17 protein-coding genes are annotated in these 18,357 nt (G+C 64.1%); 15 read left to right on the top strand and 2 right to left on the bottom strand.

Annotated elements, in window-relative coordinates:
• Positions 1 to 30: 30 nt before the first annotated feature.
• The 4 genes from hisD (at position 31) to shn_RS14655 (ending at position 5,280) form a co-directional block, all read left to right on the top strand.
• On the top strand, positions 31 to 1,341 hold the full coding sequence (gene hisD / locus shn_RS14670) for a histidinol dehydrogenase (RefSeq protein WP_064331063.1): 1,311 nt from the start codon (positions 31 to 33) through the stop codon (positions 1,339 to 1,341).
• 108 nt (positions 1,342 to 1,449) lie between these two features.
• Positions 1,450 to 2,214 carry an SDR family NAD(P)-dependent oxidoreductase gene (locus shn_RS14665; RefSeq protein WP_064331062.1) on the top strand — a complete coding sequence of 255 codons (765 nt, stop codon included), beginning with the start codon at positions 1,450 to 1,452 and terminating at the stop codon, positions 2,212 to 2,214.
• A 26-nt stretch (positions 2,215 to 2,240) separates the two neighbouring features.
• Entirely contained in the window at positions 2,241 to 3,827 is a 1,587-nt protein-coding gene (locus shn_RS14660; protein ID WP_064331061.1) for a Re/Si-specific NAD(P)(+) transhydrogenase subunit alpha, read from the top strand.
• Between the two features lie 19 nt (positions 3,828 to 3,846).
• On the top strand, positions 3,847 to 5,280 hold the full coding sequence (locus tag shn_RS14655) for an NAD(P)(+) transhydrogenase (Re/Si-specific) subunit beta (RefSeq protein WP_064331060.1): 1,434 nt from the start codon (positions 3,847 to 3,849) through the stop codon (positions 5,278 to 5,280).
• Positions 5,281 to 5,325: 45 nt separating this feature from the next.
• Here the strand turns inward: shn_RS14655 and shn_RS14650 are convergent, their stop codons facing one another.
• A complete protein-coding gene (locus shn_RS14650; RefSeq protein WP_064331059.1) occupies positions 5,326 to 6,513 on the bottom strand; it encodes a serine hydrolase in 1,188 nt (395 codons plus the stop codon).
• 54 nt (positions 6,514 to 6,567) lie between these two features.
• Entirely contained in the window at positions 6,568 to 7,773 is a 1,206-nt protein-coding gene (locus shn_RS14645) for an ester cyclase (RefSeq protein ID WP_168168916.1), read from the bottom strand.
• A 216-nt stretch (positions 7,774 to 7,989) separates the two neighbouring features.
• On the opposite strand from shn_RS14645, the gene shn_RS14640 reads away from it, so the two are divergent.
• The 11 genes from shn_RS14640 to shn_RS14590 all read left to right on the top strand — a co-directional run bounded on the left by shn_RS14640 (position 7,990) and on the right by shn_RS14590 (position 18,356).
• Positions 7,990 to 9,009 carry a LacI family DNA-binding transcriptional regulator gene (locus shn_RS14640; protein WP_245337300.1) on the top strand — a complete coding sequence of 340 codons (1,020 nt, stop codon included), beginning with the start codon at positions 7,990 to 7,992 and terminating at the stop codon, positions 9,007 to 9,009.
• Positions 9,010 to 9,178: 169 nt separating this feature from the next.
• The gene (locus tag shn_RS14635) at positions 9,179 to 10,432 is read left to right on the top strand and encodes a sugar ABC transporter substrate-binding protein (protein WP_206362175.1); all 1,254 of its coding nucleotides are present in this window, start codon (positions 9,179 to 9,181) and stop codon (positions 10,430 to 10,432) included.
• The gene (locus tag shn_RS14630) at positions 10,374 to 11,453 is read left to right on the top strand and encodes a carbohydrate ABC transporter permease (RefSeq protein ID WP_206362174.1); all 1,080 of its coding nucleotides are present in this window, start codon (positions 10,374 to 10,376) and stop codon (positions 11,451 to 11,453) included. Before shn_RS14635 ends, shn_RS14630 begins: the two co-directional genes overlap by 59 nt.
• Before the next feature lies 1 nt (position 11,454).
• A complete protein-coding gene (locus shn_RS14625) occupies positions 11,455 to 12,282 on the top strand; it encodes a carbohydrate ABC transporter permease (protein WP_064331057.1) in 828 nt (275 codons plus the stop codon).
• Positions 12,283 to 12,290: 8 nt separating this feature from the next.
• A complete protein-coding gene (locus shn_RS14620; RefSeq protein WP_084438034.1) occupies positions 12,291 to 13,385 on the top strand; it encodes an ester cyclase in 1,095 nt (364 codons plus the stop codon).
• Positions 13,386 to 13,388: 3 nt separating this feature from the next.
• Positions 13,389 to 14,471, top strand: a complete 1,083-nt coding sequence (locus shn_RS14615) for an ABC transporter ATP-binding protein (protein ID WP_064331055.1) — start codon at positions 13,389 to 13,391, stop codon at positions 14,469 to 14,471.
• Between the two features lie 15 nt (positions 14,472 to 14,486).
• A complete protein-coding gene (locus shn_RS14610) occupies positions 14,487 to 14,711 on the top strand; it encodes a hypothetical protein (RefSeq protein ID WP_064331054.1) in 225 nt (74 codons plus the stop codon).
• A complete protein-coding gene (locus shn_RS14605) occupies positions 14,711 to 15,739 on the top strand; it encodes a LacI family DNA-binding transcriptional regulator (RefSeq protein ID WP_064331053.1) in 1,029 nt (342 codons plus the stop codon). Before shn_RS14610 ends, shn_RS14605 begins: the two co-directional genes overlap by 1 nt.
• A gap of 72 nt (positions 15,740 to 15,811) precedes the next feature.
• Positions 15,812 to 16,783 (top strand): cupin domain-containing protein, encoded by a 972-nt coding sequence (locus shn_RS14600; protein ID WP_064331052.1) that lies wholly within the window; start codon positions 15,812 to 15,814, stop codon positions 16,781 to 16,783.
• Positions 16,784 to 16,878: 95 nt separating this feature from the next.
• Positions 16,879 to 17,574, top strand: coding sequence for an RraA family protein (locus shn_RS14595; protein WP_064331051.1), 696 nt, complete (start codon positions 16,879 to 16,881; stop codon positions 17,572 to 17,574).
• A gap of 134 nt (positions 17,575 to 17,708) precedes the next feature.
• Positions 17,709 to 18,356, top strand: a complete 648-nt coding sequence (locus shn_RS14590) for an alpha/beta fold hydrolase (RefSeq protein WP_245337299.1) — start codon at positions 17,709 to 17,711, stop codon at positions 18,354 to 18,356.
• Position 18,357 lies beyond the last annotated feature (1 nt).

Below are 18,357 nucleotides of genomic sequence, written 5' to 3'. Positions count from 1 at the left end.
ATCCTTCGGGGCGAAAGGGAGATCTGATCCATGACTGTTACCTATCTCAAGCGCGGCAAGCCCGAGGCCCAGCGGTCGGAAGACGATGCGAAGGTCCGGGCCATCGTTGAAGCGACGCTGAAGGACATCGAGACGCGCGGCGATGCCGCCGTGCGCGATCTTTCGGAAAAGTTCGACAAGTTCTCGCCGCCGTCGTTCAGGTTGAGCCCGTCGGAGATCGAAGCCGCCATCTCCAAGGTCTCGGCCCGCGACATGGCCGATATCGATTTCGCCCAGGCGCAGATCCGCCGTTTCGCGGAAGCCCAGCGCGCCTCGATGACGGATATCGAGGTCGAGACGATGCCGGGTGTGATCCTCGGCCACCGCAACATTCCGGTGCAATCGGTCGGCTGCTACGTGCCGGGAGGCAAGTTCCCGATGGTGGCGTCGGCCCATATGTCGGTGCTGACGGCCTCGGTTGCCGGCGTACCGCGCATCGTCGCCTCCGCCCCGCCGCAGAAGGGCGAGCCGCATCCGGCGATCGTCGCCGCCATGCACAAGGCGGGCGCCCACGAGATCTACGTGCTCGGCGGCATGCAGGCCGTCGGCGCCATGGCGCTCGGCACCGAGACGATCAAGCCGGTCGACATGCTGGTCGGCCCCGGCAATGCCTTTGTCGCGGAAGCCAAGCGCCAGCTCTACGGCCGCGTCGGCATCGACCTCTTCGCCGGCCCGACCGAGACGATGGTGATCGCCGACGAGACGGTGGACGCCGAAATGTGCGCCACCGACCTGATCGGCCAGGCCGAGCACGGTTACAATTCGCCGTCCGTTCTGCTGACCAATTCGGAAAAGCTGGCGCGGCAGACGATGGATGAGATCGACCGCATCCTCTCGATCATCCCGACGACGGAAACGGCCACCGCCTCCTGGCGCGATTATGGCGAGGTCATTGTCTGCGATACCTATGAGGAGATGCTGGAGGTCGCCAACGAGATCGCCTCCGAGCATGTGCAGGTGATGACCGACCGCGACGACTGGTTCCTGGAGAACATGCATTCCTACGGCGCGCTGTTCCTCGGGCCCCGCACCAATGTCGCCAATGGTGACAAGGTGATCGGCACCAACCATACTCTGCCGACGAAGAAGGCCGGCCGCTATACCGGTGGGCTCTGGGTCGGCAAGTTCCTGAAGACCCACTCCTACCAGAAGGTCACGACCGACCAGGCGGCCGCAGAGATCGGCGCCTATTGCTCGCGGCTCTGCATGCTGGAAGGTTTTGTCGGTCACGCGGAACAGGCCAATATCCGCGTTCGCCGCTATGGCGGCCGCAATGTCGGTTATGGAGAGGCTGCGGCGTAAGCCGCAGTCGATCGGATTGGAGGGGGCTTGCTTGGATAGATCGCTTTACATCGTCAGGTGCCTCGAGCCGGATGGCGGTGCCCCTGTTACAGCATGGAGCCATGCATCATGAGCCTGCCGCGCACCCCTTCCTTCCGCCTCGACGGCAAGCGTGCCCTGGTGGCCGGCGCCTCGTCCGGCATCGGCTTCGGCTGCGCCGCGGCGCTCGCGGAGGCCGGCGCCCATGTGGTGCTGTCGGCGCGCTCGGCGGGCAAGCTTGCCGAGGCGGTGGACGCGATCCGCGCCGAAGGGTTTTCGGCCGAGGCACTGGTGCTCGACATCGCCGATGTCGAGGCAACGGAAGCGGCGATCGCCGCGCAGCCGCCGTTCCAGGTTCTGGTCAACAGCGCCGGCGTCGCCCGTCACGGCCCGGCCGTCGAGACGAGCCCGGCCGACTTCGATGCGGTCTTCGCGCTCAATGTAAGGGGCGCCTATTTCCTGACACGCGCCGTCGCCAGAGGGTTGCTTGCGGCCGGCGAGGCGGGGTCGCTCATCAATGTTTCCTCGCAGATGGCCCATGTCGGCGGCATCGACCGCGCCGTCTACAGCGCCACGAAACATGCCGTCGAGGGTTTTACCAAGTCGATGGCGATCGAATGGGGGCCGAAGAACATCCGGGTCAACACGATCTGCCCGACCTTCATCCGCACGCCCCTGACCGAGCAGACCTTTTCCAATCCCGAACGGGTCCGGTGGATAGAGGAAAAGATCAAGCTCGGCCGCATCGGCCGCGTCGAGGATATCATGGCCGCCGTCACCTATCTCGCATCGGATGCGTCGTCGATGGTGACCGGAACCGCACTGATGGTCGATGGCGGCTGGACCGCCGACTGATCCCGCATATCATGGAGAAGCCTACAATGCGCATTGGAGCGCCGAAGGAGCGGTTTGCCGGCGAGGCGCGTGTCGCGCTGACGCCCGAATCCGCCATGCAGTTGCAGAAACTCGGCCACGCATGTCTTGTGGAGGCAGGCGCCGGGGAGGGTTCGGGCATATCGGACGATGCCTACCGTGCGGCCGGGGTGACGGTGGTGGAGGATGCGGCTGCACTGGTCTCGGCATCGGACGTGATCGTCAAGGTCCGCCCGCCGACGACGGCAGAGGTCGGCCTCCTGTCGCCCGGCAAGACGCTGGTCTCGTTCTTCTACCCCGGCCAGAATGCCGAACTGCTGGAGCAGGCCCGTTCGAAGGGCGCGACCGTCATCGCGATGGACATGGTGCCGCGCATCTCGCGCGCCCAGAAGATGGACGCGCTGTCGTCGATGGCCAATATCGCCGGCTACCGGGCGGTGATCGAGGCGGGCAACCATTTCGGCCGCTTCTTCACCGGACAGATCACCGCCGCCGGCAAGGTGCCGCCGGCCAGGGTGCTGGTCATCGGTGCCGGTGTGGCCGGCCTTGCCGCCATCGGCGTCGCCACCTCGCTCGGCGCGCAGACCTATGCCTTCGACGTGCGTCCCGAGGTCGCCGAGCAGATCGAGTCGATGGGCGCGGAGTTCGTCTATCTCGACTTTGCCGATGGTCAGGGGGGCGGCCAGCAGGATGGCGCGGCGACCGGCGGCTATGCCGCCCCGTCCTCGCCCGAGTTCCGCGAGACGCAGCTTGCGAAGTTCCGTGAGCTTGCCCCGCAGATGGACATCGTCATCACCACGGCGCTGATCCCCGGCCGTGACGCGCCAAAACTGTGGCTCGCCGACATGGTGGCGGCGATGAAGCCGGGCTCCGTCGTCGTCGACCTTGCCGCCGAGCGCGGCGGCAATTGCGACCTGACGGTGGCCGACCAGAAGATCGTCTCGGACAACGGCGTCACCATCATCGGCTATACGGACTTCCCGAGCCGCATGGCCGCCCAGTCCTCGGCGCTCTACGCCACCAACATCCGCCACATGCTGACGGACCTGACGCCCGGCAAGGACGGCCGGATCGTGCACAATATGGAGGACGACGTCATCCGTGGGGCGACGGTCACCTTCGAAGGCGCGATCACCTGGCCGCCGCCGCCGCCGAAGATCGCGGCCATCGCCGCACAGAAACCCAAGGAGAAGGTCAAGGAACCGACGCCGGAGGAAAAGCGCGCCGCCGAGGCCGCCGCCTTCAAGGCCGGGACGAAGAACCAGCTGGCGCTGCTGGCCGTCGGCACGGCGGCTCTCCTGATCGTCGGGGCCTTCGCGCCCGCCGCCTTCATGAGCCACTTCATCGTCTTCGTGCTCGCCTGCTTCGTCGGCTTCCAGGTCATCTGGAACGTCTCGCATTCGCTGCACACGCCGCTGATGGCCGTCACCAATGCGGTCTCCGGCATCGTCATCCTCGGCGCGCTGCTGCAGATCGGATCAAGCAACGGGCTGGTGGTGGTGCTGTCGGCGCTCTCGGTGCTGATCGCCACGATCAACATCGTCGGCGGCTTCCTCGTCACCCGGCGCATGCTCGCCATGTTCCAGAAATCCTGATCGGGTAGGGCTCATCAACATGACGATCGGTATCGTTTCGGCCGCCTATATCGCGGCAGCCATCCTCTTCATCCTCTCGCTCGGTGGCCTGTCCGGCCAGGAAAGCGCCAAGCGCGCCGTCTGGTACGGCATGGTGGGCATGGGCCTTGCCGTCATCGCCACGGTCTTCGGGCCCGATGTCGGCAACGGGTTCGTCATCGTGCTGATGATATCGGGCGGCGCGGTGCTCGGGGCTTACGTCGCCTCACGCGTGCAGATGACGGAGATGCCGCAGCTCGTCGCGGCGCTGCACTCCTTCGTCGGCCTTGCCGCCGTCTTCATCGGCTTCAACGCCCATATCGAGGCGGCCCATGTCGCCGGGCTCGACGAGGCCGGCCGCTCCGCGCTGACCGGCTTTGCCGCGCTCCTCGCCCACAAGGAGCCGGTCGAGCTCACGATCCTGAAGGTCGAGGTGTTCCTCGGCGTCTTCATCGGCGCGGTCACCTTCACCGGCTCGGTCGTCGCCTTCGGCAAGCTCGCCGGCAAGGTCGACGGCAAGGCGAGGAAGCTGCCGGGCGGCCATGCCCTCAATGCCGGCGCGGCGCTGCTGTCGCTCGTCCTGCTCATCCTCTACGTCAACGGCGCCGGGGCCTGGACGCTTGTTCTCATGACGCTCGCCGCCTTCTTCATCGGCTATCACCTGATCATGGGCATCGGCGGCGCCGACATGCCGGTCGTCGTGTCGATGCTGAACAGCTATTCCGGCTGGGCGGCAGCGGCCATCGGCTTCACGCTCGGCAACGATCTCCTGATCGTCACCGGCGCGCTGGTCGGCTCCTCGGGTGCGATCCTCTCCTACATCATGTGCAAGGCGATGAACCGCTCCTTCGTCTCGGTCATCCTCGGCGGCTTCGGCGCCGCGGCCGGCCCGCAGATGGAGATCACGGGCGAGCAGATCGCGATCGACGCGGAGGGCGTCGTTGCCGCGCTCAACGAGGCCGACAGCATCGTCATCGTGCCGGGCTACGGCATGGCGGTGGCGCAGGCCCAGCAATCGGTCTCGGAACTCACGCGAAAACTGCGGGCGGCCGGCAAGACCGTACGCTTCGCCATCCACCCCGTCGCCGGCCGCCTGCCGGGCCACATGAACGTGCTGCTTGCCGAAGCCAAGGTCCCCTACGACATCGTCCTGGAAATGGACGAGATCAACGAGGACTTCCCGAACACCGACGTCGTCATCGTCATCGGCTCGAACGACATCGTCAACCCGGCCGCGCAGGAAGACCCGAACTCGCCGATCTCGGGCATGCCCGTCCTCGAAGTGTGGAAGGCCAGGCAGGTGTTCGTCTCCAAGCGCGGCCAGGGCACCGGATATTCCGGCATCGAGAACCCGCTCTTCTACAAGGACAATACACGCATGTTCTATGGAGATGCAAAGAAGAGCATCGATCAGTTGCTCCCGGCACTGGCGTGAATCGGTGAATGGGGCGATGTGGACGGGCGCGGTCTGGCTTCGTTGCTAGCCTCGGTAGGCCGCATCCCGTATCGCACCGGGAAATCGACCGCTGGTGCCTTCGAAGGCGGTGTTGGTCAGCGCGACGACGGTCAGTCGTTCCGTCGGATCCAGGAAGAAGCTGTGGCCGTAGGCCCCGCCCCATTGAACGGTGCCCGGTCGTTGCGGTGTGTCGGCAAGCGGGTCGGAGAGCACTGCCCAGCCGTAACCAAAGCCCCAGCCCGGCCCTTGCGTCCCGACCCCGGGCCCGACATGGTCGCGCATCATCATCCGGATCGTCTCGTCCCGCAGGATCGGTCTTCCACCCGTGCGGATCGCCTCCATGAACCGGAGAATGTCATGGGCCGTGCCGATCATGCCCGCGCCGCCGGAGGGGAAGGCTTTGGCAGAAAAGGCGCGCGAGGGAGAGAAACGGACGACCCCGTCGATCCTTCCCGGATGTCCCATGGCACGAATGGCAGGCCCGCCCAAAACGGCAATCTGCTCTTGCGTGAGGGCAAGCGCGATGCCGTCATGCATGCGGACCGGTTCGGCAGGACCGCCTGCATAGGGCGTGACGAGCCTCTGGCCGGCCGCGGCGGTGAAGCGGGTCTGAAGCATTCCGAGCGGCTGCGTCACCAGTTCGGCGACGATATCGGGCAAGCTGTCGCCCGTTACCCGGCAGAGCACGGCACCAAGGACATCGATGCCCAGCGAGTATCGCCACGATGTGCCGGGCTTGAAGGCAAGCGGCAGTTGCGCCAGCCGGTCGACGTTCTCCGCAAGGGTCAGCTCCAGCCCGTCGAGACCATCCGAAACACCGGCCGTGTGCCAGGGACTGCCCGTCGGCTCCAGATAGGAATGCGACAGGCCGCTCGTATGGGTCAGAAGCTGATGGATGGAGATGTCCGGCCGGCTGCCGTCAGGGCAGGGCGGACGGAATTCCGGCAGCCAGCGGCTTACGGCGTCATGAAGGCCGAGTGCGCCTTTTTCGACGAGGCGCAGGGCCGCCGCCGTGACGATGGACTTGGAGACGGACGCAAGGCGGAAGACGGCATCGTCCCGCATTGGTATGCGGGCCTCGCGGTCGGCGAAACCCGCGGCGCGCGCGTAGACGGGCTGTCCGGCGCGGCTGACGAGAACGACCGCGCCGACGATCCGGCCGGCCGCGAGCGCGCCTTCAAGGGCTCTATCGAGGGCGGTGAGCGATGCCATGGCACTATTCGACAGGGATGCCGGCCCGCTTTCCAGCGAGCCGGACCGTTGGTTTCAGGAAAAGAGCTGGGTCAGGACGCCGAACTCGTTGAAGACGGTCCACTCCTTCTGGATCCTGCCCTTGTCGATCGCCCACTGGCTGATGCCCCAGAGGTTCACCTGCTTGCCGGTCGGCTCGCCATAGGGGCCGAAGCCGCGATGGGTTCCGACGGCGCTCCAGCGGATCGAGACGACATAGCCCTCCCGGGCATTGCCCATCCAGTAGACGTCGTCGACATTCATGGCGAGATCGGGGAACATGGCGACGATCGACAGCAGGAAGGACCGGATCTGGCCCGCGCCGCGATAGACGCGCCCGGTCGAGCCCTGCATGACGACGTTCGGCCCGTAGATATTGTCGATGGCGCCGAAGTTGCGCCGGTTCCAGACCGTGTGGAAGGCGGCCCTGACGAAGCCTTCCAGATCGTCCTCGACCGGGGGAAGCGTCATCTCGGCCGGTTTTCCTTGGCCGGGAAGCCGCTTCGGTTCGCCCGCCAGGAAATTCGACGGCAAAGCGGCGCCTGCCCTTGCGGCGGCAAAGCGCCTGGCGGTCTCGACGACATCGATGCCGAGCTGTTGCAGCAGGCCCGCGGTGTCGTAGATGACATGCTCGTGAAAGATCTCGTTCGCCCGCGCCACGCAATTGGCCATGCACCAGAGCTGTACGCGCCTGCCCGTCGGCGCGCCGAAGCGGCTGTAGCCGGTGTTCGTGCCGAGGATCTTCGTGCGGTGCGAGGTATGGAAACCGACATCCTCGTTGCCCGCCCAGACGACCTCGTCGGCCACGAGGCGGATATCGGGGAAGGCGTTGTTGGTATGCACCGTATCGGCGACGATCTTGTCGCGGCCGTATTGCAGCCCGATGTCGTCCCACACGGTGCAGTCGTGGCTGTAGGTGTCGTAGATGTAGCCGATGTCCTTCTCTTCCCAGATGCGGTGGGTGATCCGCACGATGTAGTCGACGATGTTGACATAGGTGGGATCGAAGCCCCGCATCGGATGGGAAGCGAGCCCCTGCGGGGCCTTGCCGATGAAGTTGTCCGTCCCGCCCCGGCGATAGGCATCGAGCGAGATCGAGAAGTCTTTCGGCATGTGCTCCCTGGCGAGCGCTTCGAACTGGACGCGCGATGATTCCTGCGCGCGGTCCGGTGCGGGATTCGATTTCGGCTTGTTGCCCGCGGTCGCTTCGGCAGGCAGGCGGTCTTGGGTTGTTGCTGTCATGTGAACCTCCATTCGCATACGTATGCTAGCACGAATGCGAATGTTGGCAATGGCGGGGTCGCGAATTCTTTTTCCGCCGTGAGCCCTGGCCTGGAGCTTTTTGCCGGGGCAGGCGGACACGGCCGATCAGATCCGCTTGCCTAAAGGGGACCGTGGGTCCTATGTCTTCCTGCAGGGAAATGCCGCGAAGGGTTGATCGATATGAAGAAAAGGCGTGTGACGTCCACCGATGTGGCCCGGAAGGCGGGTGTGTCGCAGTCGGCCGTCAGTCGCACGTTTTCGCCTTGGCCGACGCAGTCCGGCGTGTCTGCAGAGATCAGGGAAAAAGTTCTGCGGGCCGCAAAGGAGCTTGGCTACCAGCCGAATGCGATTGCGAGGTCGCTTATAACCCAACGATCCAGGATCGTCGGCGTGCTGTTCAGTTATCTCGACAATCCGTTCTACGCGCGGGCCCTGGAGCTGCTGTGCCACGGCCTGCAGGCAAGGGGCTACCACGCTCTCGTCTTCATGATGTCGGACACGCTGCAGGATATCGATTCCACCGTATCCGATATCCTGCAATATCAGGTCGATGGGCTTCTGACCGCTTCCGTCGAGCTTTCTTCCAAGCTGTGCATCGAGTGTACCGAGCGGGGAATCCCCGTCGTGATGTTCAACCGAACCCAGGACGACCCGGGCTTGTCGGCCGTGACCACCGACAATATCGGTGGCGGACGACTGGCTGCGAAGGCTCTTCTCGATGCCGGCTGCGAGCGGCTCGCGGTGCTGGCGGGATGGGAGGGCGCCTCGACAAGCCGCGATCGGGAGTTCGGTTTCCGGGCGGAACTGCACGCGCGGGGTGCGGAGCTTTTCGAGCGGGCAAACGGCAACTTCAATCTTGAAGACACCGCGCAGGCGACGCGAGCCTTTTTCAAGGATCGGGACCCGGCGGAGCGACCCGACGCCCTGTTCGTGATCAACGACTATATGGCGATCCGGGCGATGGACGTGATCCGCAACGAGCTGGGCCTGCGCATTCCCGAGGATGTCAGCGTCGTCGGCTTCGACGACATCTCGACGGCGGCGCAGCCGACCTATGGGTTGACCACCGTGCGCCAGCCGATCAACCGGATGGTCGAGGCCAGCCTGCGCCTGCTTTTCGAGCAGATCGAGGATTCCGCTGCTCAGCCCGAGCATGTGATGCTTGGCGCCCAACTGGTAGAGCGCCATTCGGTTCGCCGCAAATCCTCCCCTTGAATTTTTCTTCGAACGGATATTGCATTCGTATGCAAAAAAGGTATCTTGCATACGAATGCGAGGAGCATTCCAATTCTTCAGAGGGAGTTTGAGCATGATCACGAGAAGGCAGATGCTGCAGGGTGGCGTTGGTGCTGCTGCCGCCATGACATTTGGAATACCTCGCGGAGTGTCCGCACAAATCCTCCCCGGCAAGCCGTTTGCGGGCTCCGTCGTCAATATTCTCCTGCCCCATGCCTCTCAGTTCCGCGCCCATGAAAAGCGCTTTGCCGAATTCGAGGAGCTGACCGGTATCAAGGCCGTCTACAATTATGTTCCTTACGCGCAGGTGCGCGACAAGATCGCCGCGGAAGCCGTGGCCGGCAGCTCCAACTATGATGTCGTCTGTTACCAGGATAGCTGGGGGCCGTCGCTTTCGCTCTATCTGGAGCCGATCGACGCCTGGCTGGCGCGCGACGGCGTCGACATGAACAGCTATCCGCAGGCCTACAAGCTCGGCAGCGAGATCGGCGGCAAGGTCTTCGGCCTGCCGATCCGCGGCCATCCGCAGATGCTTTTCTACCGCAAGGACCTGCTCGCCGAAGCCGGCGTCGAGCCGCCGACGACCTGGGAAGACCTCGTAACGGCCGCTAAGGCGGTTCAGGACAAGTCCGGTGTCTCCGGCCTCGCCATGTACTACGGCAAGGGCAACGGACAGCAGAACCTCTTCCTCTGGCTGAACTATCTCTGGGGCAAGGGCGGCGATCTCTTCACGCCGGATTTCACGGAGACGCGCTTCACCGAGCCGGTCGCGATCGAAGCGACGCAGATGTATCTCGACCTTCTGCTGAAGCACAAGGTCGCGGCGCCCGGCTCGGTGCAGTTCGCCGAGGACGATGCGGTCAATTCCGTCGCCCAGGGCAAGTCCGCGATGGTCATGGTCTGGTGGTGGGTCTATTCGGTGCTCACCAGCGACAAGTCGACGTTGAAGGCCGACCAGATCGGCTTTGCGCCCATGCCGAAATTTGCCGGCGGCAGCCCGGTTTCCTATGCGCTTTCCCTGCCGTTTGCCGTCAGCGCCCTGTCGAAGCAGAAGGATGCGGCCTGGGAGTTCATGAAGTGGGTTTCCCGGCCGGAGCTGGAGCAGGCCTGCGTCATCGACAAGTCCAATCCCGATACGTCGGATATCGTCGTCACGCATACGGCCAGCTTCCTGGATCCGAAGGTCAACGACGCCAATTTCGGCCTGCACCGGGTCGCGGCACAGAGCCTCGAAGGCTCCCGCATCATGCCGCAGCTGAAGGAATGGCCGCAGATCGGCACGACGCTCGAAAACACCATCTCGGATCTGGCGACGGGGGCGAAACCCGTCAAGGACGGGCTCGATGAAGCCGCGCGCGACATCGACCGCATCCTGCGCCGCGCCGGTTACCGCAAGGGCTGAGGCCCGTTGCGCTCTCTTCCTGCGGCGGGCCGGGAACCTGTCGCCGCCGCAGGTCGATAATGTCGCGGAAGGCCCGACTGGAGGCGTCGATTGCTCTGCAACCGGTGGCGACGGGCCGACGATGGAACCGCAAAGAGGAGCTGTTCACTTGGTGGACAAACATCTGAAATATTGGCTTGTGGCGCCCGCCCTGATCATCATGGCGATGACGCTGCTTTACCCGCTCGTTGCCGGGTTCTGGTTCTCGCTGCACAACTGGAACATCGCCCAGGAAGCGACGCTCGGTCCCTTTGTCGGGCTGGACAATTATCGGCTCATTCTCACCGATGACCCCGACTTCTGGGGCAGCGTTCGGGTGACCGGCATCTTCACCGTCTTTTCCGTGGTGATCACCCTGGTGCTGGCGATGGCGCTGGCGCTGCTGCTGGTGGGCAATGACGGTCTTACCGTCAATGTCCGCACACTGCTGGTGCTGCCGTTCTCCATGTCGCCGGCGCTGCTCGGCATATCCTGGCGCTTTCTGCTCAATCCGGAATTCGGCGCCATTTCCGCCGGGCTCGGGGCTATCATCCCTGCGTTGAAAGGTGTTCCCATCCTTGCCGATCCGACCCTGGCGATGGCGGCGCTCATCGCCTCGGACGTCTGGCACTGGTCGCCCTATTTCATGCTGCTGTTCGTGGGCGCTCTTGCCGCCCTGCCGCAGGAGACGATCGAAGCGGCCCAGGTCGATGGCGCCTCGCGGTTCCGCGTGTTCTGGGAAATCATGCTGCCGCAGTTGCGGCCGGTGCTGACGATCGCGATCCTGCTCAAGGCGATCTTCTCGCTCAAGGTGCTCGATCAGGTGGTCACGCTGACGGCGGGTGGCCCCGGCACGGCGACCGAAACGCTTGCGCATCTCGTGTACCTTACGGCTTTCCGGTTCTACGACCTCGGCTATTCCGCCGCGATCGCCTACCTGCTGGCCGCGGTCATGGGGGTCCTGGCCCTTCTCTACACCCGGTTCGTTATGGAGCGCGCGTGATATGAACGTTCGGTCAAAACACAGGCTTGCCAAGGCTGCGCGCTACGTCGCCCTTGCAGTCGTCGTGCTGATTTTCTTCGGGCCGATCGCCTGGATCCTCGCGACGGCGTTCAAGAGTGCGCCGGACGTGTACTCGCTGAAGATCTTCTTCACGCCGACCCTCCAGAACATCCGCGATTCCTTCGCCACCCCGTTCCTCGTCGGCGAAAGAACCTGGAACAGCATCGTCGTGACGTTCTGCACGCTCGTCTTCTCGCTGCCGATCGCGACGGCTGCAGCCTATGCCTTCTCCCGCTTCCGCTTTCCGGGCGGCAGCATCTGGCCGATCGGCGTGCTGGCAACGCAGTTCATCCCGCCGGTCGTCGTCATCATCCCGCTCTTCATCGTCTTCCGGCAGGTCAACCTGCTGGACACCAGGACGGCGCTGGTCATCGCCAACATGTCCTTCGTCGTGCCCTATGCGATCTGGATGATCAAAGGCTTCATCGACAGCATACCGATGGACATGGAGGAAGCCGCCCAGATCGACGGCGCGTCCCGCCTCAGGGCGATCTGGGACGTCGTCGTTCCCGTCGCCCTCCCGGGCATCGCGACGGCGGCGATCTTCTGTTTCGTCGTCTCCTGGAACGAGTTCTTCTATGCGCTCGTGCTGACGCAGCAGGATGCGACCACGATGCAGGTCGGTCTGATGAGCGCACGCACGGAACGCGGCGACGTCTGGGAGATCATGGCTGCGATGGGCCTTGTCATCATCCTGCCGATGCTGGTCCTCTCCCGCTTCGTTCAGAAATATTTCACCAAGGGCCTGATGTCAGGCTCGGTCAGATAGGACGCAACATGCCTACGCCCGTATCACCAAGGATAAGCCAGGTTCGGCACGTCCCCATCGAGAAGCTGCTGAAGCCGGTCGAGCGCGGTTCGTTCCCGATGGACGGTTTCGACGACGACTTCGGCGATATCGTCGACTACATCTTCAAGATCACCCACTGGATCTGGGCCGACCGGGCCGTTGGGCAGATCTATGACTATTATGCCGAGAACTGCACGGTCTATACCGGCTTCGACGTCACCCGTTCCGTGGAGGATGTCGTCACCGGCACGCTCTCCATGCTGCAGTCGTTCCCCGATCGCGAGATGGATTTCATCAACGTCGCATGGAGCGGCGATCCGAAGGAGGGATATTACACCAGCCATCTCGGCTTCTCGCGCATGACCAATCTCGGTCCTTCGTCCTATGGTCCGACGACCGGAAGAGCCTCGCGTTTCTTCACGATCGCGGACTGCGTCTCGCGCGACAACCAGATTTTCCTGGAATGGCTGATCCGCGACAACGGCGCGGTCGCAAAGCAGCTCGGTGTCGATATCCACGAATTGGCAAGAAGGCTTGCGCAGGACGATGCCCGGCAGGGCAGGAAACCCTGGTTTGCCGACACGCTGGAGAGCTTGCCGGCCGTGCGCAGCCCGCGCCAGCCGGCCCCGCTGGACCGTCCGAAAAAGAACCTGGAAGACCGTCTGCGGCACACGTTGCACGATGCCTGGAACCGGCGTCTCCTGAACGTGCTGCATGATTTCTACGATCCTGATGTCGTCGGGCATCTTGCCGGCGGGCGTGAAATCGCCGGCAAGGACGGGCTGATCTACCACTATGTGCAACTGCTCGCCGCCATTCCGGATGCGGAATTCTCGTTCGACCATTACTGCGATGTCGTCGAAACGGATGGCGTGCTTGCGGCGGTCCGCTGGTCGATCACGGGGCATCACAGGGGCGACGGCCTGTTCGGCGCGCCGAGCGGCAAGCCGGTCTATGTGCTGGGAATGTCCCATTTCCGGTTCGAGGGAGAGAACGTGGTCGAGGAGTGGACGCTCTATGACGAGCTTTCGATCCTGCGACAGATTTATGCCGAGCCGGCAACGGCCGACGGGGAGGAATAACCTTTGGCATCTGTAACACTGAAAAACGTGGCCAAGCGCTTTGGTCATTTCACGGCGCTCGAGCAACTGGACCTTTCCATCGGCGATGGCGAGTTCCTCGTCCTGCTTGGCCCCTCCGGCTGCGGCAAGACGACCACGATGCGCATGGTCGCGGGCCTGGAATACCCGTCGAGCGGCGAGATCCGGATCGGGGATCGCCTCGTCAACGAGGTGCAGCCGAAAGAGCGCGACGTCGCGATGGTCTTCCAGAACTACGGCCTCTATCCGCATATGAGTGTCGAGCAGAACATCGCCTATCCGCTGAAGGTCCGGGGCATCGGGAAGACCGATCGCGCGGCAAGGGTAAGGGCGGCGGCCGACAAGGTGGAGCTCGGGCCGTTGCTGGCCCGCAAGCCGCGGGAGCTTTCGGGCGGCCAGCGCCAGCGCGTTGCCCTGGCGCGCGCCATCGTGCGCACGCCGCAGGTGTTCCTGATGGACGAGCCGCTGTCCAACCTCGACGCCAAGCTGCGCGTGACCATGCGGGCCGAGATCAAGCACCTGCAGCATGAGCTGGGCGTGACCACGATCTACGTGACGCACGACCAGATCGAGGCGATGACGCTTGCCGACCGGGTTGCGGTGATGAACGAGGGCCGCATCCAGCAATTGGGCACGCCCGCGGAAATCTACGACACGCCGGCCAATCTTTTCGTTGCCGGCTTCATCGGCTCCCCGCCGATGAACCTGATCCCCGGTGCGGTTTCCGGCGGCACGTTCAAGGCGACGGATGTCTCCGTCACCCATCCGGATTTCGGTGCCGACGGCGCCGGCATTCTGGGGATACGGCCCGAGGATATCGAGGTCGTCGATCCGCAGGTGGCAGGCATCGTCGGCAGCGTCTATGCGGTCGAACTCACCGGCGAAGCCAATCTCGTCACGGTCCTGACCGGCACGAGCCGCGTGATCGCCCGCGCGTCCAGGGCCTGGGACGGCAAGATCGGCGACAAGGTCGGTCTGCGGCCCGATCCGGCACGGATACATCTCTTTGATCAGCAAACCGGCTTGCGTATCGAACCCCGGCGTGTGCCGGGCGCCGGCAATCACTGACAAGGAAACACGGCCATGGCTCTTACCTTTCCCGAACGTGCGAAGACCGGGGCCTGCCGGCTGCCGGAGGCGACATGCGCCAGCCTGATCTTCAGCGTTTCGGGGAAGGTGAAAAAGAAGCTTGGGCATCCGTCACGGGGAGGGGACATTGCGGTTTTCGTCCCCTATCGTGCGCGGGATGTCTTTGTGATCGCGGGGAAATCCCGGCAGATGACGGATGTGAGCGGGGCGGGGAACTGATGGCAAACGAGAAGGTCACGTCGAACGATGTTGCGCGGCTTGCGGGGGTAAGCCAGTCGGCGGTGTCGCGATACTTCACGCCGGGAACCTCGGTCTCGAAGAAAACGGCTGACAAGATCAAGGCGGCGGCCGAAGAGCTCGGTTATCGTCCGAACGTGCTGGCCCGCTCGCTGATCACCGGCCGCAGCCGCATCATCGGCCTCGTCGTCGCCTATCTCGAAAACTATTTCTATCCGGAAGTGGTCGAGCGCCTGTCGAAGGCGCTGCAGGACCAGGGCTATCATGTGCTGGTCTTCATCTCCTCCATCGCCTCGGAAGGGGTCGATCAGATCACGCAGGAGATTCTCGACTATCAGGTCGACGGCATCGTGCTTGCCTCCGCAACCATGTCCTCCGAGCTTGCGGCCCGCTGCCATGCGTCCGGCGTGCCGATCGTGCTCTTTAACCGTCTTCAAGACGATGTCAGGCTTTCGGCCGTCACCTCCGACAATCGTGGCGGGGGCCGGCAGCTCGCCGATCTGCTCGTGTCGCTCGGACACACCCGTTGCGGCTATATTGCCGGCTTCGAGGGCGCCTCGACGCAGCGCGATCGGGAACAGGGTTTTCGTGACGGGCTGGAGGCTGCGGGGCTGCCGCTCTTCGCCCGCGAGGTCGGAAACTTCCGTTATGAAGAAGCCCAGGCGGCGGCACGACGCATGTTCGCCGGCGCGGAACGGCCGGATGCCGTCTTCGTCTGCAACGATCATATGGCTTTTGCCGTGATGGATGTCCTGCGTTTCGAACTCGGCCTGCGCATTCCCGAGGATGTCTCCGTCGTCGGTTTCGACGACGTGCCGCCGGCGCGCTGGCCGGCCTACAACCTGACGACGATCCGCCAGAGCGTCGATGACATGGTCGCCGAGACGGTGGCGATGCTCATGCAAAGCATCAAGCAGGGCGACGGGACTGCGCGCCGCGTCACCCTCGACGGCACTCTCGTGGTGCGCGGTTCGACCCGCACAAAAGCTCCAACAGAAGAGACACGCTAACCAAAACGCCCCGGAGGGGACGGACAAGCCGTGCCTGCAATCCATTTTGCATACGTATGAAAGGATGAGAGAATGCAAATTTCCCAGACGGAAATGGAAAAACGCATCGTTCGCTATGGTGAACTGAGGCCCTGCCGCACCGCGTTCATCGACGCCCATACGCCGGGTTCGAACCAGAAGGAAAACTTCACGATCATCGGCGGCGGCGTTTCGGAAAGCGCCGACCAGCATGTCCATATCAAGGACACGCCCGGCTTCAACATCGGCGCGGCGGGCCAGCCGCCGAAATGCCGCAACTCACTGCATTCGCACCGCACGGCCGAAGTGTTCTTCGTGCTCAAGGGCCGGTGGCGCTTCTTCTGGGGCCGCTGGGGCAATGCCGGCGAGGTCGTGCTGGAAGAGGGTGACATCTTCAACATCCCGACCGGCATCTTCCGCGGCTTCGAGAACATCGGCACCGACTATGGAATGATCATGGCGATCCTCGGCGGCGACGATGCCGGCGGCGGCGTGATCTGGGCGCCGCAGGTGATCGAGGACGCCAAGGATCACGGCCTCGTGCTCGGCGAGAACGGCAAGCTCTATGACAGCAAGAAGGGGCAGACCCTGCCGGATGGCATCAAGCCGATGCCGCTTCTGACGGAAGAGGAGCTGAAGGCCTTCCCGGAAACGCCGGTGACCGAGGTGGTGCGCGATTACGTCGCCCGCTACTGGGACCTGATGGCGCTGGCGCAGAAGGCTCCGGCCAAGGTGATCGGCGAAAACGCGCTGCTGCGCGACAAGCCGGGCTTCGAGGTCGAGCTTCTGACCCGCGGCTCCATTCCGGAAACGGCTTATGTGAACGCGCGTCACGAGGTGCTGATGGTCATGCGCGGCCATTGGAAGCTTACCTGGGATGGCGGCGAATCCGTCCTCGCCCCCGGCGATACCTGCGCCGTACCGCCGGGCCTGAAGCACGGCTTGACGCCCTCGATGACCGGTGAGGCGAGCCTCTACCGCGTCGTCGCGACCGGCGACAAGGCCGGCTTCACCTGGCGTGGCTGAAGCGTCCAATGCGGCGGCGAACATGCCGCCGCGTTTTCAATCATTCAACAGGCTCCAGCCCTCCGGCGGGAGCCTGACACATCGGAGGACAGGATTTGGACGACGCTCTTCTCACCCTGCTGCGCAAGGTCGACACGCCCACCGTCTGCAACGCGATCGAGGTGGCGCAGGGCAGGCGCGGCTTCAACGCCTTCACCCGCGGCACGGTGATCTCCTCGGCCCCGACGGCGCCATCGGTTGTCGGCTATGCCCGCACGGCGAAGATCGCCGCCGCCGTTCCTTCAAACGAGGACGCGGCTGCCATCAAGACGCGCCGCCGCGATTATTACCGGCACATGGCGGATGGCAGCTCGCCATCGATCGCCGTGATCGAGGATCTGGATTTCCCCCATTGCGTCGGCGCCTTCTGGGGCGAGATCAACGCCACCGTCCATCGCGGCCTCGGCCTTTCGGGTGTCCTGACCAATGGCGTGATGCGTGATCTCGGCGACGTGCCCGATGATTTCCCGATGATTGCCGGCTCGATCGGACCGAGCCATGCCTTCGTGCATGTGGAAGCGATCGGTGTGCCGGTCACGGTTTTCGGCATGACGGTCGCGCCGGGCGATCTCGTCCATGCGGATCGTCACGGCGCCGTCGTGGTCCCGCCCGAGGTCATTCCCGTGCTTGCCGCATCGATCGAGAAACTGCAGGCGACCGAGCGGCTGATCCTGGAACCTGCTCGACAGGAAGGTTTCGATCTCGCAAAGTTCGAGGAGGCCTGGGCAAATTTCGAGGCAGCCCGAACCTGATTCCCTTTGCGCGGCCTGTTTTGGTAATGGAAAAGGCATTCGACACGATGGATGATACCCCGACGACCGGTGACCTGCGGCCGCCGCTCCTGCTGCTGCCGGGCACGGCCTGCGACCGACGGGTCTTCGCGCCCTTGATCGAAAGGCTCGGCGATTATCCGATCCTGATCGGCGACATGGCTGGCGCGCGGACGATGCCGGACCTGGCCGAGATCATTCTTGCGAATGCGCCGCCATATTTCCTGCTCGCCGGCTTCTCGCTGGGCGGAATCTGCGCGCTTGAGATGGTCGCCCGACAACCGCAGCGGATCGGAGGGCTCGCTCTGATTGACACGACGGCGCGCCCCGATCCGCCGGCCAATGCGGCAGTCCGGCGCAAGGCCGTGGCGGATGCGTACGAGAAAGGTATGGACGGCTTCATCCTCGATGCCTGGCCGCGGCTGGTGTCTGCGGCCAATGTCGGGGACGAAGCCTTGCGCGACACGATCGTCGCCATGGCGCGCGATTGCGGCCCCGGCCGGCTCGAAGAGCAGGCGGAAGTCGCAATCCATCGCGCCGACAGCCGCCCGCGGCTCTCCGCCATCACGCAGCCGACACTTGTCGTTGCCGGCATGCATGAGGCGGTGTGCCCGCCCGATATCCAAAAAGAGATGGCGGAGGCCATCGCCGTCGCCGAACTTCATTTCATCGCGGATGCCGGCCACTTCGCCCCGCTCGAGCAGCCCGACGCGATGGCGCTTCATGTGCAGCGCTGGCTGGCGAGCATCGTGTCGCCCAACTGAA

It is taken from the genome of Shinella sp. HZN7, assembly GCF_001652565.1.
Classification (GTDB): domain Bacteria; phylum Pseudomonadota; class Alphaproteobacteria; order Rhizobiales; family Rhizobiaceae; genus Shinella; species Shinella granuli.
This window is presented reverse-complemented; position numbering and strand designations above follow the sequence as displayed.